This window comes from Desulfitobacterium dichloroeliminans LMG P-21439 (genome assembly GCF_000243135.2).
Classification (GTDB): domain Bacteria; phylum Bacillota; class Desulfitobacteriia; order Desulfitobacteriales; family Desulfitobacteriaceae; genus Desulfitobacterium; species Desulfitobacterium dichloroeliminans.
Window position 1 is genome coordinate 2881749 of the sequence record NC_019903.1, and the last position, 15303, is coordinate 2897051.

General features: G+C 46.3%; 16 protein-coding genes. 1 reads left to right on the top strand and 15 read right to left on the bottom strand.

Annotated features, from left to right (window positions below):
• Positions 1–143 precede the first annotated feature (143 nt).
• The gene (locus DESDI_RS13675) at positions 144–1058 is read left to right on the top strand and encodes a Na/Pi cotransporter family protein (RefSeq protein WP_015263208.1); all 915 of its coding nucleotides are present in this window, start codon (positions 144–146) and stop codon (positions 1056–1058) included.
• A 443-nt stretch (positions 1059–1501) separates the two neighbouring features.
• Here DESDI_RS13675 and tnpC read toward each other — a convergent pair whose 3' ends face one another.
• The 15 genes from tnpC to DESDI_RS13750 all read right to left on the bottom strand — a co-directional run bounded on the left by tnpC (position 1502) and on the right by DESDI_RS13750 (position 15256).
• A complete protein-coding gene (tnpC, locus tag DESDI_RS13680) occupies positions 1502–3037 on the bottom strand; it encodes an IS66 family transposase (RefSeq protein WP_015261244.1) in 1536 nt (511 codons plus the stop codon).
• A 90-nt stretch (positions 3038–3127) separates the two neighbouring features.
• The gene (gene tnpB / locus DESDI_RS13685) at positions 3128–3490 is read right to left on the bottom strand and encodes an IS66 family insertion sequence element accessory protein TnpB (RefSeq protein WP_015261245.1); all 363 of its coding nucleotides are present in this window, start codon (positions 3488–3490) and stop codon (positions 3128–3130) included.
• Positions 3480–3845: an IS66 family insertion sequence element accessory protein TnpA gene (tnpA, locus tag DESDI_RS13690; protein ID WP_015261246.1), complete on the bottom strand. Its 366-nt coding sequence runs from the start codon at positions 3843–3845 to the stop codon at positions 3480–3482. The genes tnpB and tnpA overlap by 11 nt, the downstream gene beginning before the upstream one ends.
• A gap of 138 nt (positions 3846–3983) precedes the next feature.
• Complete coding sequence (gene mobB / locus DESDI_RS13695) at positions 3984–4475, bottom strand: molybdopterin-guanine dinucleotide biosynthesis protein B (RefSeq protein WP_015263209.1); 492 nt, start codon at positions 4473–4475, stop codon at positions 3984–3986.
• On the bottom strand, positions 4476–5690 hold the full coding sequence (locus DESDI_RS13700; protein ID WP_015263210.1) for a molybdopterin molybdotransferase MoeA: 1215 nt from the start codon (positions 5688–5690) through the stop codon (positions 4476–4478).
• 4 nt (positions 5691–5694) lie between these two features.
• Positions 5695–7482, bottom strand: a complete 1788-nt coding sequence (locus DESDI_RS13705; protein ID WP_015263211.1) for a FapA family protein — start codon at positions 7480–7482, stop codon at positions 5695–5697.
• 91 nt (positions 7483–7573) lie between these two features.
• Positions 7574–8746, bottom strand: coding sequence for an LCP family protein (locus tag DESDI_RS13710; protein WP_486599225.1), 1173 nt, complete (start codon positions 8744–8746; stop codon positions 7574–7576).
• 562 nt (positions 8747–9308) lie between these two features.
• Complete coding sequence (locus DESDI_RS13715; protein WP_015263214.1) at positions 9309–9890, bottom strand: adaptor protein MecA; 582 nt, start codon at positions 9888–9890, stop codon at positions 9309–9311.
• A 147-nt stretch (positions 9891–10037) separates the two neighbouring features.
• Complete coding sequence (locus DESDI_RS13720) at positions 10038–11141, bottom strand: DUF362 domain-containing protein (RefSeq protein ID WP_015263215.1); 1104 nt, start codon at positions 11139–11141, stop codon at positions 10038–10040.
• Positions 11138–11638, bottom strand: a complete 501-nt coding sequence (locus DESDI_RS13725; protein WP_015263216.1) for a hypothetical protein — start codon at positions 11636–11638, stop codon at positions 11138–11140. The genes DESDI_RS13720 and DESDI_RS13725 overlap by 4 nt, the downstream gene beginning before the upstream one ends.
• A gap of 116 nt (positions 11639–11754) precedes the next feature.
• Positions 11755–12546, bottom strand: a complete 792-nt coding sequence (locus DESDI_RS13730; protein WP_015263217.1) for a lytic transglycosylase domain-containing protein — start codon at positions 12544–12546, stop codon at positions 11755–11757.
• A 19-nt stretch (positions 12547–12565) separates the two neighbouring features.
• Positions 12566–13021, bottom strand: coding sequence for a chemotaxis protein CheW (locus DESDI_RS13735; protein WP_015263218.1), 456 nt, complete (start codon positions 13019–13021; stop codon positions 12566–12568).
• A 23-nt stretch (positions 13022–13044) separates the two neighbouring features.
• Positions 13045–13797 carry a flagellar basal-body rod protein FlgF gene (gene flgF / locus DESDI_RS13740; protein WP_015263219.1) on the bottom strand — a complete coding sequence of 251 codons (753 nt, stop codon included), beginning with the start codon at positions 13795–13797 and terminating at the stop codon, positions 13045–13047.
• A 59-nt stretch (positions 13798–13856) separates the two neighbouring features.
• Positions 13857–14258, bottom strand: coding sequence for a flagellar basal body rod protein FlgB (gene flgB / locus DESDI_RS13745; protein WP_015263220.1), 402 nt, complete (start codon positions 14256–14258; stop codon positions 13857–13859).
• A 5-nt stretch (positions 14259–14263) separates the two neighbouring features.
• Positions 14264–15256, bottom strand: a complete 993-nt coding sequence (locus DESDI_RS13750; RefSeq protein WP_015263221.1) for a flagellar hook-basal body protein — start codon at positions 15254–15256, stop codon at positions 14264–14266.
• Positions 15257–15303: the final 47 nt, after the last annotated feature.

The window sequence follows — 15303 nt, forward strand, 5'->3', positions numbered from 1 at the left end:
CCATCACCCCTTGGGATAATTTACGCGCTCCAGGGCACTGTTGCGCCTGTTCTGCCGATGAAAAATTGCCCATATACTTTTTACAGCAAACATCGTATGGGACATAGGGACAGTCCCTTGTCCCAGAAGGGGAGGCCTTTGTCTTGACCATTCTCCTTGCCCTAACCTTAGGACTCGCTTTTCTGCTTTATGGAATGCACATATTGCGTTATGGCTTACAATCCTTTGCTGGGGATACATTCCGAACCCTTCTCCACCAGATGACAGCAACACCCTGGCGAGGATTTTGGAGCGGAACCCTAGCAACGGCAATTCTCCAATCCAGCACGGCCTTAACGGTGATGGTCGTCTCCTTTGTTGATTCAGGCCTTATTGCTTTTCCAAACGCCTTAGGTCTTATTTTGGGCAGTAACATCGGCACAACCATAACCACACAGCTCCTAGCATTACCTCTTGAGCCCCTAATACCCTATGCTCTTGTACTCGGGGCATTAGGATACCTCTTCTTTCCTCAGCGCTGGCGTTATCTAGCTCTCTCATGTCTAGGTCTGGGTATGCTCTTTCTCGCCTTAAGCCTTCTTGAGAGCGGTATGGCTCCTCTTGCCGAACTGGAATGGGTCCAAAAATCTCTCCATCAATTAGGAGACCACCATTTACAAGGAATCGTCGCCGGAACCTTGCTCTCCGCTGTCCTCCACTCTTCAGCTGCTACCACTGGTATTGTGATGATTCTAGCCTCGGATGGCTGGATTACTCTACCTACAGCCCTAGCCTTTATCTTTGGAGCCAACATCGGCACTTGCTTCACTGCTGTCATCGCTTCCTTAGCCACGAACAGAGCCGCTCAACGGGTCGCCATCTTCCACGTTTGTCTCAATATTTTTGGTGCGCTCCTTTTCCTCCCCTTTGTCACCCCACTAGCCTATTTTTTGGAATGGCTTGGCGGCAGCATTAGCTTACAAGTAGCCAACGCCCACACCCTCTTCAACGTCATTTCTTCCCTAGCAGCCATGCCCCTCCTACCCTGGGCCACAAAGCAACTCGGAAAAATTCGTTAAAAAGAGGGCGTGTGAATACGTCAAAAACCGCCTAAAATCTCGCGATCTTTAGTCGGCCTTTATTTGCTGTATTTTCACACAGCCCCTTTTTAACACAAAAGCTCGTCATGCAAAGACCCACAAGCGTAGCTTCTCACACAATAGTGAACGATTTTAAGCGAGCAGCTACCCGTTCTTCGCGAAAGCACGCAGCGGAGTCGGGTTGGAAACAGGACGTTTCCAACCCGCTAGAGAGCCAAGGATGGCGATTTAGCGGGGCACCCGACGAAGCGAAGAGCTTGAGCGTTAGAACGGGTGCGCGCAGCTTACGAAGTGAACGATGTGTGAGAAGCTATTCGACCCAAATCTTGCAAACAAAAAAAGTGAGACAAGGTTAACAGTAAGCGTCAAACAAGTCGGTGTATAGAAAAAGGGTAAAAACCAGTATAAACTAAGTTTTTACCCTATTTGCAGACAGCCTGTACATCTGGACTCCACGGCAGATAATCTTCAAGAAATTCTGGGTATTGACCGAACTGCACCCCGGGCAACTCTTTAAAGATGAAACAAAGATATTTATAGGGATTCAGGCCATTGGCCTTAGCCGCTTCAATCATGCTGTAAACGGCAGCGCTAGCAGTTGCTCCTTTCGGGCTTCCACTAAACAGCCAGTTCTTTCGTCCGATCGTAAAGGGGCGGATGCTGTTTTCAGCTAAGTTGTTCGAGATGGAGCAGTTTCCATCCAACAGATAATTGATCAATTCCTGTTTATGGTTTATGGCGTAATTAAGAGCTTGCCCCAGTTTAGATTTAGGGAGAACCTTTTTCTTATTGTAATCTACCCATGCCCAAAAGGCCTCCAAAACAGGTTGCTCCTGTTTCAGACGCTCGGATTGTCGCTCTTCCCTTGAACACCCTTCAAGAGTCTTCTCTATCTCAAAGAGCTCATTACAGAATCGAACTCCATCGCTTACCAAAGTGGCTTCCGGGCTATGGATATCCTTCGGCAGGGCATCAACGAAATTCCTTCGAACATGAGCCCAGCACAGGCATCGCGTGATTCCCTCCACCTTTTGGTAGCCTGAGTAGGCATCCGAGTGGAGGTATCCCTTAAATCCTTTCAGGAATTTCTGAGGATATTTACCACTTCTGCCTGGTTGGTACTCGAAGATCCGGATGGGATGCTTACAGTGTTTGCTCGTACTGTAAACCCACATGTAAGAATCCGTGGTATTCTTTCGGCCCTCTTCGTTGAGGACTTGAACCGGAGTTTCGTCAGCATGCAGGAAGTTTTCCTCCAAGAGCTTCTGATGCATCCGTTGCAAAAGCGGGGTCAGCCAATCTCGGGCTGCGACCATGATCCAATTGGCCATGGTGGCACGGCTTAATTCAACGCCCAGCGTCTTCCACTCCTTTTCCTGACGGTACAGAGGAAGCGCGTTGACAAACTTCTGATGCATCACCCAAGCTACTGTGGAGGGAGATGCCATGGAGTGTTGAATGACTGGCGAAGGTACAGGTGCTTTCTCCATATAGGGCAAGTTATTCTTACGGCAGCTACGGCACTCGAAGGTTTCGCGGTAAATATCGATTACTCTTACTTTTGCAGGGATGAATTCAATTTCGGTTCTCACGAACTCTTCTCCCACAGAGACCAGTGTCGTCTGACACTCTTCGCAGGACCGGTCATCTTCTAAGAGAGTACAGAACCGCTTTTCATGGGGAAGGTCTTTCAAAAGTTCCTTACGCTGACCGTCGAATTTCTTTCTCTGGTACCCCTCGACTTGCTTAAGGTCCGGTTCCACAGCCTTAGGATTAGATTCCGTTTCTGCTTCATCAAAAAGAGACATCTGTCCCACAGAAAGGACGGATGTCTTCTCAGAGCTTCGACCAAAGAGTTTACGGGTCAGATGATGAACGGTTTCATGAAGAAGTTTGTTTTCCTTCTCTAGTTCGGTGATGCGGTTTTCAAGAGTTTTTACCGATTTTACTTCACTCATCAGCCCTAAATCCTTTGCGTTTCTCACTGCATTTAGTATAGCATGAAAACGCCATAAAGTCCAGTAACCATGCAGGTTTGGGCCATTTCTTTATACCGAAAAGCAGCCTGTGGAATCCCACTTTTTCACGGCCTTAGGCTGATCAATAGACAGCCCTTCCATAAGCCAGCGGAATTCCTGGCGGGTAATCCCGCGAACTGCTTCAGCATTCTTGGGCCATTGGAATTTGCTCTTTTCAAGTCGCTTATACAGAAGAACAAAGCCATCCCCTTCCCAATAGAGTGCCTTCAGTCGATCATGCCGACGGCCACAAAAGAGAAACAAACTATTTTGAAAGGGGTTGAGCTGAAAGTTTTGCTGAACTAGGGCTGCCAGTCCGTCTATGGACTTACGCATGTCGGTATACCCGCAGGCGAGGTAGATTTTCTCGGCCTTAGAGATGTCACCGAACATGTTGAAGTGCTCTAAGAGTATTCTCGATTAAGTTCAACGAGGCAGTGTTATGAATTTCTAGACTTGCGGAATCTAAGCGAACCACGATCGCTGGTGACAAGGAATCTGTCGCCGGAGAACTGACCTGGGGAAGTGAAAAGGATACGGGTACGATAGAATTGTTTTCGTTTTGAAGTGCCGGAAGAGCCTCACAGGCGGCAGTGCGGACTCGTCTCAACCAATAGAAGTAACTACTTGGATGAATATTATGTTCAGCACACCATGCGGAGACTGTTTGCCCACTGCTGCGACATTCACTAATAAGTCGAGTCCATTTCTTCAATCGATAGTTTTGTGTGACTTTCTGAGTATCCACTTTAATCCTCCTTTGAAGTTTTTCAAGTCTACTTGAAAAACTCTAAAAACTTCAATTTACGAGGATTGTCTCATAGTTTCCGAGATGGGGCTATACACTACCTTATTAGGCGCTTACGGTTAACATACCCTTGTCCCACTATAAGCTATATTTCTCCGCTAGGAAGTCGCAAATCCCCACAGCATCATCTAAGTCAAAGCAAGGCACTCCCACATCGATGGAAACATCACTGGCAATAGCAATCAACTGCTCCGGCTTGGATAAAAGCTCCTTATGAACCGCTGAGCGAAAGACTTCAATCCGTGGCTGCTTGCCATGCTTATACCCTTCGGTAAAAATCAGGTCCACTTGCGGGATTCGTGCTATGACCTCTTCAAGTGTCCGTTCTTCTTCGACTTTTTCAATCATGGCCATCTTCTCTTGTGAAGAGATTACAACCACATCCGCTCCCGCCTGAGCGAATCTCCAAGTATCCTTGCCCGGCTTATCCATCTCGAATCCATGTACATCATGCTTCACAGCTGCAATACGCCAGCCTCGCCGCTTTGCTTCCGTTAGCAGCTTGACCAGAAGAGTGGTTTTACCGGAGTTGGAGTGTTGTCCAACAATCGAAACGACAGGGATTCCCATTTAGTCCTCCTCCCAAGAGGAGATCCAACGACCTTGGAGACGCTCTCCCTTTTGCACAGGTCCATGTCCCCCCGGCACATCGATAAGTAAGTGGCTACCCTTCATAGAGCGCAGAACACTTGAGCCTTGGGCAAAACTTGGGTCAGCCCAAATTTCACCATTACGGAAAACGGCTCGAGCCCGTATAAATCTTCTTTGTTTACCCGATTTACCAAAATCACCATCCATGTAAACAGGGAAAGTACGTTCTGGCAATTTTCTACCCTTGAGCTTCCGCAATGCGGGACGGACTAGAAGCTCAAAGTTCACTACGGCCGCTGCCGGATTCCCTGACAAGGAGAAGTAGAGCGTATCTCCCTTAATGCCCACCGCCACCGGGGTCCCCGGTTTAAAATTAACCTTCCAGAAGAGCAGTTTACAGCCCACACCCTCTAAAGCATCTCTAATCAAATCATAATCCCCTACCGAGGCTCCTCCGGTCGTCACTACAAAATCCATATCTTCTAGTGCCTTTAATGCGGCAACAGTCTCATCTAAATCATCTGCAACAAAGGGAGCGACTTTTACTTTGCACCCTGCCTCCATCAATAGTCCTTGCAAAGTATATGTATTGCTATTATATATCTTACCCGGCGTTAGGGAATCGCCAACTTCGCGAAGCTCAGAACCGGTGGAAAGAATTCCAACTTTGGGAGACTGATAGACCTCCACCTCTTCTACACCCAGAGAGGCAAGCAATCCTACTCCCGCAGGTGAGAGCAGTTCGCCCTTTGATAAGACGATATCACCCTTCTTAGTCTCCTCACCACGATACACAACATTTGCTCGGGGTCGAACAGGCTGATTAATCTGGACACGGTCACCCAACGGCTCCGTATCCTCCTGCCTAACCACACAGTTGGCACCCTGAGGAATCGGTGCTCCCGTGAAAATCCGAGCACACTCCCCTAGTTTAAGCTCGCGCTCAGACCAAGTTCCAGCAGGAATTTCGCTGACAATTGCTAAAGTCAAGGGCGCCGGATCTGATGCTTGGGCGCAGTATGCGTATCCATCCAAAGGTGAACGATCAAAGGGAGGCATATCAATTGCTGCTTCAATATCCTTTGCCAAGACTCTGCCATAGGACTGGGCTAGGTGCACTTTTTCTGTTCCCAGAGGTTTTACCTGTTCATAGACAATATCTAAAGCTCGCTCAAGAGAAATCATGGTTTCCATTACTTCACCCCTTTAAACGTTCAATTGCTACTCTGCCTTCCTCGCGATATATTTCCAGTGATTTATAGGGCTCTTCCATTGAGATGATTTCTTTATCGACAATAATCGTGACATTAGCGTGGCAATAGCCAACTTTCAAGCGCTTCGTACCGGGGAATTGGACTGTCGTGGTGCTTACTCCCGATCCGCCAAGTTCCTTAATCACGACATTGCCCCCCGCTATAATCTTGCCCCCTCGGCAGACCCCTTCAATCTTGAGGTCCCCTGCGGCTTGAATAACCGAATTGTAGCTACCTTTCCGACAGACAAAATCGCCGGCGCATTCTACGATAGCCCCTTGAACATAGTCGACATTACAATCGAGCTTTTCTGGTAATTCAAAGGCCATACTATCAATAAGCTGCTTGAATGCTTGATTAACCCGTCCGAGCAAAGGTAGAGCTTGGGGCTCAAGAGGCCCTAAGCCTGTCAAAAAACGCTTCGTCGTACGTGCAAAAACAATCAACTCCTGAGTAATCAGCTCATCCTTTGTTGACAAGAGAAACTTCTCAAGGTCAGTAGCTTTCTTGGGTAAATCCGGGAATCTCCGCTCGATAATAACCTTAAGGCTTTGCCCTTCCCGTAGACTTTTAGCCTGGGGAGACTTCATAAAATCAATCGTGATCAATAAACAGGCGTTCAGATCATCATATAGACTTTGCAAATCCTTTAGAAGCTTGGAACGGACGACAAAACGTGCTCCCACAACTAACTTGCCTGCCAAAACATTGCGATATATGTTGAGGCCCTTCTCCGCTCGGATCTCCGCTCGAGAAGTCGAGCCTCGAATTTCAACCTTTCCGCCTGAATAGATATGTAAACCATCATGGACATCTCCCGAAACAAAAACATCGCCCGGGAATTCTATGCTTCCCACCGCTAGGTCAAGGTCCTGATTAAGCATAAATACAGCCTCTACCCCAAAGGATAATTCGTCCATACGAAGGGGGAGTCCTGCAATAGTCGCTATTACTTCCAGTCCATCCTCAGATAAACGGACATTCTTCTTTAATTTTAATTGGAAATCCTTTGGCAAAGGTGCCGGAATTTCCTGCCCATATACATTCTTCCCGGGAATTCCGGGCTTGCCTGGTATTTTGCGAGCTAAAGCTTGTCCTGCCTGAATCAAATTGATCTTGGAGGCAAAATAATCCACACGTTGCTCTTCATGTTGAGCCGGCTGTTTCTTGGCTATTAAGTCCACAAGTTGGGCATGAACAGGTAAGGTTGGTGCCTTTCCTTGGGCTATGAGCACCTCACCGATACCCTGTACGGCAGTAATAGCCTCCCATACCGAGGGAAAAACGCCAAAAATAATTCCTTGGTTCAGCAGATCTGCCTGAAGCTTTTCTTCATTCGAATATTGACCTTGCGGTTTAGAATCCCGCCAGATAATTATTTCATCAAAACGAATGGTCATATCCTCTTCAATACTATCAGGAAGAGTATAATATCCTGGTCTTTGATGAACAACCTTGGCCACTGCGGCGAATCCCTGATCGCGAACTTCTAAATCCCAATTCAATTCTCCCGGAAAGACCGTAGGATAAAACTCAAGAACATCGCCTGGCTCCACTTTAAATGCCCTTTGCTGAGATTCGCCATTGATACACAATGACCCTGCCTGCGGGGCGGGCACGATAAACTTAACTGCGTCTGTCAACATAATAAGATACTTTTTTTCATCGGGTTTCCAGCATACGGAGCAGGCATTCGATAAACTCTCATCTTTCTTTTCCGCCATCTCTGACATGTCCGTCACCTCACTTATCCTCTTTAAGGGTAACCTAACCCAACTTACCTTTATTACATCAGAAAATCTATCTCTCGAAAGCCTTTAGGGCCTACGTTTCCTTGTTTAATAACACATCTGTCTGTGGTTCATTTGGTTTTTTGGTATTTTCTTCATCTGGATTTTGGATATTCTCTGGAATTCTTGGGATTTCTTGCGGTTTACTTTCTTTCTCTTCCTCCCTATTTTCCCCATCTACGTCTGCTTCTTCCTGAGGATTTCCCGCATCCGGAACTGCATCCTGATATTCCGAAGATTCTTGACCATTGGGGTCAACTGGGCTTCCCGGAACCTGAGGCAATGGATTATCGTCAATAGGCTCAATCGGCTCAAGCAAATCAATAACCGTGTCATCGATCACTTTTTCCGTCGTTATGCCGCGAAAAAGATTGCTTACCACCCTTTGGGCTTCCTCACGATCAACATCCCAGTAACTTATGCCATTGATATCATGAAATCGCCCGGGTAAGGTCTGGGTTAGAATGCTGATGTCTTTAAATTTCACAACCGTTGTCGACATCTTGAACATTGTTCTCAACTCAACGTTGCTATTTACCGCATCATTCAACTGGGGAATGAGCCAAGGAAGCTTGGGCAAGGTACTCAGCTGGAGCATTTCCTCCGCCACAGCTTTGAGCACAACCTGTTGCCTAGCGGTCCGAGATATATCTGCCAAAGCGTCATTTCGAAAACGTGCATACTGCAAAGCTTGTGCACCATCTAACTGTTGAAGACCTTTTTGCAGATTAATTATCCCATCGACAGCATCTCCTGTCTCATAATACATATCCTTCTCAACATCTACGGTAATCCCGCCTAAAGTGTCAATGATCTGCTTAAATCCGTTAAAGTTGGTTTGTATATAGCCTGCAATAGGAACTCCTGTAAGATCGGCAACCACATCCACGAGGTTTTCTAAATCCGTTAATGGAGCTACCCCATTGATTTTGATGTTCTTATAGCCGGGAATTGAAACCCGGGTATCACGAGGTATTGATAACAAACTGACCCGGGCGCTCTTTGGGTCAATGGTAGCCAAAATAATCGTGTCTGTGTTGAACTTCTCCTCGCCCGGGCGCTGATCCGCGCCTATGAGAAGAACACTGATGCTATTCTTAAGCTCTTCAGTCGTTAATTGACCATTCGGACTATTTGGCATAATCTTCAAGTCTGTTAACACACTAAATCCAAGTAAAACACCGACCGCAAGAAGAATCATCACCATGAACGTAAGAAAAAGTTTTCTTTTCCTTCCGTTCTTTCTTCTTTTACTATTGCTATCGCTCTTTCTGCGCACAATATCACTCCATAAACCTTGCCCAAGTAGATTTAATATTCACAGCCCAACTTATTATACCTTTTATTCGGCAAGATTGTCTGATTTTTTTGATATACCCCCGCAGACTTTTTAGGATTTCGACATCAACTATAGCCTATTATAGGCATATCGTTATAACAGGAGGTACGATCATCGATGCATCTTTCTCATCCGACTCCATTACAAAACATCATGGAATCAAAAACCTGTTCGCGCCGAGGAATACTTCTCCCCTTTAATTCCTATAGCTCGCACAAAAAAGACGCTCAGCATTGTATCTTCTGTGATACAACATTTCCTTTGCGAAATTTCAAAGGAAAAGCAGTATGTCCTACCTGCTCACAAAACATCCTTAAGTTGTTCTTGGAAAGGGAGGTACGATAAAATATTACAATCGTGGGAAAGGTTCAGCTCAAGAGTCAACCACTGAAAAAGGAAGTCGTTCTGACTTCCTTTTTTGCATTTCCCCCTAAAATTTGAAATGGCTTTTCAAGTTTTGTAGGGCGCGTTCCTTCAGAATCACTTTCCCATGTTCTTCTAGGAAAATCTTAGCGACATCGACCAACTCACCATATTCATCCAATAAGGCTTCCGCTATTTGTTTCTTCTTACCAGAGCCTAAATGGCTAACGACAAGATAGTATTCCCCATCAAACTCAAAGAGGCTGGAGCGAACACGGGAAATATCAGGCATTCGCCTCACAACGGACAGGACATCCTCCAAATCAGCAAAAACATAGACCCACTCCGTAGCTTTTGAACGGCTTGGTCTCTTGTTTTCCTTCTCTTTTGGTATTGCTTCGATGACATCTTCTTGTTTGATAACCGTAATCACGAATTCTTCGTTAGAAGATGCCGTAGCTTGTATCCAGAAGGGTTGGTCCAGATTAAACTCCACTTCTTCCCTTGCCTGTGAAATCAATTCCCAAAAGAGTTGCTCACTTCGTTGGGATCTTTGTAAAAGATCCGCCATAGTAATCTCTCGGTCGGCAAGTTCGGTAAAGGAAATAAAGATGCGGATTGTATTATCATTGACTTTTTGAATACGCATAACCCTCACCTCTCCTTTCCAATCGTAATGAATAGTTATCTCTTATGATATCACATTACTACAAGAATGTGTTGCTAAAACGCGAGATTTTTTTTGTAGCTTTTACAAATAAAGGTGCATCTTCTAGAGTTTTGTATTTGAACTTCTTTAAGATAGGGTGATGAGATTATATTTTCTGGACCCTAAGCCCACACTCTCACCGTAATCTAATTGAACAGACCAATCAACTTCAGGGTGAATGACCCTGAACTTATCTGTTTCGTGATGACGCTCTCCCAATATCGAATAAGGGTTCCCATGAGCTTGATTGACAAGATCTACAGCGGCTTGATCAATGGCTACCGGATCTTCAGAGGCTAAAATTCCAATATCCTGCACAATCGGTATGTCATTCCAACTCACGCAATCACAGATTGGGGAGACATTGTTAACGAAGGTGATGAACCCGCTCTTTCTCTCTTTTTCTTTTAAAGCACCCACAGTGTACTCCACGATTTTCTCCTGGATCACATCCGGAGTGGTCTTCCAGTTCACGGCTATAGCCTTAAAAGTACAGGTTACTGCACATTCGCCACAGCCTATACAAAGACTGGCATCAATCCTTGCTTTATCCCCAACTGTTATGGCCGAGGCAGGGCACCAACTCCGACAGCGACCACAAGCCGTACAACGCTCAGTATCAATTTGCGGAAGTATATCCGAGTGCTGCTGTTGCTTCCCGGCACGACTTCCCAAGCCCATCCCTACGTTCTTTAAGGTACCGCCAAAACCGGTGGCTTCATGGCCTTTAAAGTGCGAAATCGCAATCAGGGCGTCAGCATGAACTGCAGCACTACCAATCTTTACCTCTTTAAAATGCTTTAAGTTTACTGGTACTGATACATAGTCTTTCCCATTTAGCCCGTCGGCAATCACTAAAGGGGCCCCCACTACAGAATAATCAAACCCATTTTCAATCGCTGTTTCCAGGTGATCAATAGCATTCGAACGAGACCCCACATAGAGGGTATTCGCATCCGTTAAGAACGGGCGTCCTCCGGCTTTTTTCACCTGATCCACGACTCGCCGTACAAACTGGGGTCTGACGTAAGCGAGGTTACCTCTCTCGCCAAAATGAAGCTTTATCGCAACCATATCATCCTTCTCAATGCCTTTGAGAATACCCGACCGACGGATCAGTTTTTCTAGTTTCACCAGAAGGCTTTGACCTTGTGTGATTTTCATACTTGTAAAATACACATCCGAAATCATAGTTTTCCTCCGTTCCCTTGACCCAGTTTAACTCCATCTTCCTTTTTTTCCTTCACCGGTGGAAGGATTTCACAGGCGATCACTTCCAGGCGATGAGGCAAAAACGTCATATTCACTCTTTTACCGGGCTCAAGTGCTTGGTATGTATAGAGATCCACATGGAGTGTTTCTCTTCCCGACTCCCATTCGATCTCGACACTATAGGGGTGAAGGGTGTCTGAAACCATGCTCTTCCCTTGAATTCCCCCTTGAACAACCACAGGCCTTGCAAACCAATCCGGTTCACTAGCCTGAAACATAAGAAGATAAGCTGTAAAAATCGTGAGCCAGCCGAATCCTCTAAAGACGAGCAGTAACTTAGCAGTCAACTTCATCTCTTTTTGGGCTACAGAGTAAAATTTCCAAATAGTGCGCAGGAGAATGAAGATACCCAGCAAAAGAATGCCGAGGGCTTCAATCCACGTCGCTTTCCATAGGTAATTATAATATTCTCCCATAGTTCCCCCATGATTGAAATTTCTTCCTTGAAATTATTATAAATTCTCTTGTTTATAAGGTCAAATTATAAAAAGAAACGCCTCCTGGCAATCCATTTCAACGGCCTGAAGGCTTCTTATATTTGAGCATCTAGTTTTCCCAAGGCAGCAATGATCTTCTTCACATAATTCTGAGTTTCATTATAGGGAGGAATCCCATTGTATTTCTCAACTGCCCCTGGGCCTGCATTATAGCCTGCTAAGGCCAAGGGAATATTGCCATTGAATCGCTCCAATAGATCCTTCAAGAAATGAGTTCCTCCGTCTAGATTCTGAGCCGGATTAAATGGGTCCGTCACTCCATAGCTCTTAGCTGTACCAGGCATAAGTTGCATTAGGCCCATGGCTCCCGCAGAGGAAACCGCTTTAGGATTAAAATTAGATTCTGCAATCACAACTTGACGAATAAGATTGGGGTCAACTCCATGCCGTTGCCCTGCTTCAGAAATTAGCCGTTCAATTTCAGGTTGATCCGGTCGGTATTGCGAGCTGGGTAACGATTGAGAACTGCCAAGAGCATCGATCCCATCAAAAGGACGACTATGAGTATATCCTGCGTATGGGTTAGCTACTGAACCGGACAAAGTTTGTCCTAGCCCAAGAAGATTCATGGTAGACAGCTGAGAATAATCAGTCATCGATAATCCAGTTGGGGAACCCATCTCCATACCCATGCCTGCCAAAGCTTCTAAAGCCATTCCAGCGCCGGAGTCCAATCCTTCTTCACCAGCTAATGCCGACTGCAGCAAAGTTGCAAAAAGCATCGCCTGAGTTCCATCAATTCCCTTATTCCCACTCTTGGCAGAATCCTGCCAAGCATTATTCATACTTTGGAGCTGGTAAAGAAGCAATGCTTCCGCACTATTCATCGGTCATCGCCTCCTGCCCTTAGATTAATTGGGAAATCCCTTGAAGTTCTGTTTGTTCGAGAATTTTGTTGGGAATCAAAATCATGATAATTCGATCCGGAAGATTGACAATACCACCTATAAACGGAGCAGTGACTAAGGGAGGCGGAGGAGCTACATCTTCGAAGATGCGCACTTCCTTAACTTGGTCAACCGCAAAGCCGACGAGAAAGCCATCGACCTCTGTAATCAAGGCGAAGTCATCTACCACGGACTCAGCAATATTCGCAGCATTCTTTTTATTGGCCACTCCAAAACGAACATGCAAATCAATTAAAGGAATTGCCGAGCCGCGCAAGTTGATTAACCCTTTGACATATTCAGGCGCTTTGGGTATTGGTCGAATATCCCCTAAGCGAGTTATTTCACGCACGATTTCGATGGGCATTCCATACTCTTCCTGCCCTAATTCAAATATGACGACTTGATTAGCCATGAAGCCACTTCCTTATTTGTTTCTTAGACGATCCTGCCGATTTCATTCACCGCTTTATCTAAAGTCGAGTCTTGAGTCTGGATGACCTTCTGATTGGCCTCATAAGCCCGCATCACTGTAATCATCTTAACCATCTGGCCGGTCAAATCTACATTGGAACCCTCCAGAAAGCCTTGGCGAATACCCGGCTCACCTTGCCAAGCTTGAACCGCTTGGTTTGAGGTATACAGTGATTGGCCCTCCCGAATCAACTCTTCATTTGGAATCTGTACCAACCTCAACTGATCGACCAATACTCCTCCATCATAAATAGCTCCATTAGTATCCACAGAAAAATCTCGGCTCAAAGGCCCAATAGGCCCCTCTTCACCAAGGACAGGATTGCCATCCGCCGTTTGCAGCATGCCCTCTGCATTCAATTGAAACTGTCCATTCCGAGTGTAGCGCTCGCCATTGGGAGTTTCGACCACAAAAAGTGCCTCTGAGGTAAGAGCCAAGTCTGTTGTTAAATCTGTAGTTTGAAGGGCACCTTGAACATTCATGCGGGTGACTTGATCCACCACCACCCCTGTCCCCATGCCTCCGATCACTGTATTTCCTGGAATCTCATTTTCAGTACTTGTTCTCATCATCAGCAGTTCCGGAAAAGCCTTGTTGCTAGATTCTTCGGCTTTATAGCCGGGTGTTCGTATATTGGCTACATTATCCGCGATAATCTCGCTCTGTGTCTGGGCAGCAAGCATTCCCGCTGCACCTGTATATAGTCCTTTGATCATAGATGATCACCTTCATATCTTTCTATATAACTACATGACTACCCTATGCGAAAGCAGCTTTATCTTTGTCCGATTACCGTTCGTAAGTTGGATAACTGAGCGGAAATCGCCCGGGTCACGGAATTGTAGTAAATCCCATTTTCGGCCACATTAACCATTTCCCGATCGATATCCACGTTATTACCGTCGTTGCGATAGGTCGTGCTTTCATCGTTGACAACCCCGCTGGTATTGAGTTCCGTCTTTTGAAGATGCCGTTCGGCCGTGACTTTTAAAGGAAGCTCACCATCAACCTTGCCAATAGCCTGTCCCAGAAGAGTGTCAAAATCCACATCGGACCGCTTAAAATCCGGGGTATCCACATTGGCAATATTATCGGCCAGCACCTTTTGCCTTAAGCTAGCGGCGTCCATGCTCTTCTCTAAAACATTAAACATCGGTGTATTCAACCAATCTGACATCTATCTTACCTCCTTAGGGAGTTTGCCATGCTCCACATCTGATCTCCATTCGTAATCATACGGGCATTAATCTGGTACGCTCGTTGCACTTGAATAAGATCAGTCATAGCTGCGGCTAAATCCACATTGGATTGCTCCAGGGACTGAGTCCGCAGCATACCTACGTTGCGCTCCTGAACTTGGCTACCCGGCGTCCCGATCAGCTCTTCCCCGGTAACCCCCGGGGCTTCAGGTGTTAGATAGAGGTTATCCCCACCCTTGACTAAGCCCTCGGGATTGGCAAAACTCGCAAGATTGATCTGCCCCAAGGTCTCCAGATTTCCATCTATGGTTCCCCTGATTACTCCGTTGCTGTCGATCTGGACTTCTTCTACACCTGGGGGAATCACAAGAGCCGCTGTCAGCAAATCCCCATTCCAGTCCATCGGCCGCCCCGACTCATCAACTTCAATGGGTCCTTCTGGATAATACCCCTCACCTTCCGCATCATCGATTACGACCTGGCCAAAAACCCGTTCCTCTTCATCGATAAAGCCGGTGATCTTGCCTGTCTCATTCACATATAAATCGATAGCCTCTGTAGGAATCCGCAGTTCAAGGATATAGCCATCGGCATTGACTAGTTTTCCTTGGGCATCCGTTTGGAAATTCCCTACTCGTGTATAGCCACTAGTGCCATCCGCAGTGCGTACAGGAAAAAATCCTTCACCTTCAATAGCCAGATCAAAGGGATTTCCCGTACTCATAATCGTCCCCTGTTTAAAATTAGAGCTGATGGTCGGTAAGATTACCCCTGCCCCCACAGGAAGACGATCTCCGACGGCTTGTTCATTAAATTGCTGACCGGCGGGTCTCATTTCCGAAGCTAAGGCTTCCGCAAATTCCACCCGCTGTGCCTTATAGCCGGGGGTATTCACGTTGGAAATATTGTTGCCGAGAGTATCTAAGGCCATTTGCTGGGCTCGAACCCCTGTGGCCGCTGTATTAAGAATTCGCAAGTTACCTGCCCCCTCCCTTTTCGGGAATATACGCAGAGATAAGCCTA

Excerpts from the sequence above, each read along its gene's own strand:
- flgB (WP_015263220.1), bottom strand. The coding sequence starts at position 14,258 with ATGTCAGATTGGTTGAATACACCGATGTTTAATGTTTTAGAGAAGAGC.
- DESDI_RS13705 (WP_015263211.1), bottom strand. The coding sequence starts at position 7,482 with ATGTCAGAGATGGCGGAAAAGAAAGATGAGAGTTTATCGAATGCCTGC.
- mobB (WP_015263209.1), bottom strand. The coding sequence starts at position 4,475 with ATGGGAATCCCTGTCGTTTCGATTGTTGGACAACACTCCAACTCCGGT.
- DESDI_RS13715 (WP_015263214.1), bottom strand. The coding sequence starts at position 9,890 with ATGCGTATTCAAAAAGTCAATGATAATACAATCCGCATCTTTATTTCC.
- DESDI_RS13710 (WP_486599225.1), bottom strand. The coding sequence starts at position 8,746 with ATGGTGATGATTCTTCTTGCGGTCGGTGTTTTACTTGGATTTAGTGTG.
- tnpB (WP_015261245.1), bottom strand. The coding sequence starts at position 3,490 with ATGTTCGGTGACATCTCTAAGGCCGAGAAAATCTACCTCGCCTGCGGG.
- DESDI_RS13700 (WP_015263210.1), bottom strand. The coding sequence starts at position 5,690 with ATGGAAACCATGATTTCTCTTGAGCGAGCTTTAGATATTGTCTATGAA.
- flgF (WP_015263219.1), bottom strand. The coding sequence starts at position 13,797 with ATGATCAAAGGACTATATACAGGTGCAGCGGGAATGCTTGCTGCCCAG.
- DESDI_RS13730 (WP_015263217.1), bottom strand. The coding sequence starts at position 12,546 with ATGAATAGTGCGGAAGCATTGCTTCTTTACCAGCTCCAAAGTATGAAT.
- tnpC (WP_015261244.1), bottom strand. The coding sequence starts at position 3,037 with ATGAGTGAAGTAAAATCGGTAAAAACTCTTGAAAACCGCATCACCGAA.
- DESDI_RS13720 (WP_015263215.1), bottom strand. The coding sequence starts at position 11,141 with ATGATTTCGGATGTGTATTTTACAAGTATGAAAATCACACAAGGTCAA.
- DESDI_RS13735 (WP_015263218.1), bottom strand. The coding sequence starts at position 13,021 with ATGGCTAATCAAGTCGTCATATTTGAATTAGGGCAGGAAGAGTATGGA.
- DESDI_RS13725 (WP_015263216.1), bottom strand. The coding sequence starts at position 11,638 with ATGGGAGAATATTATAATTACCTATGGAAAGCGACGTGGATTGAAGCC.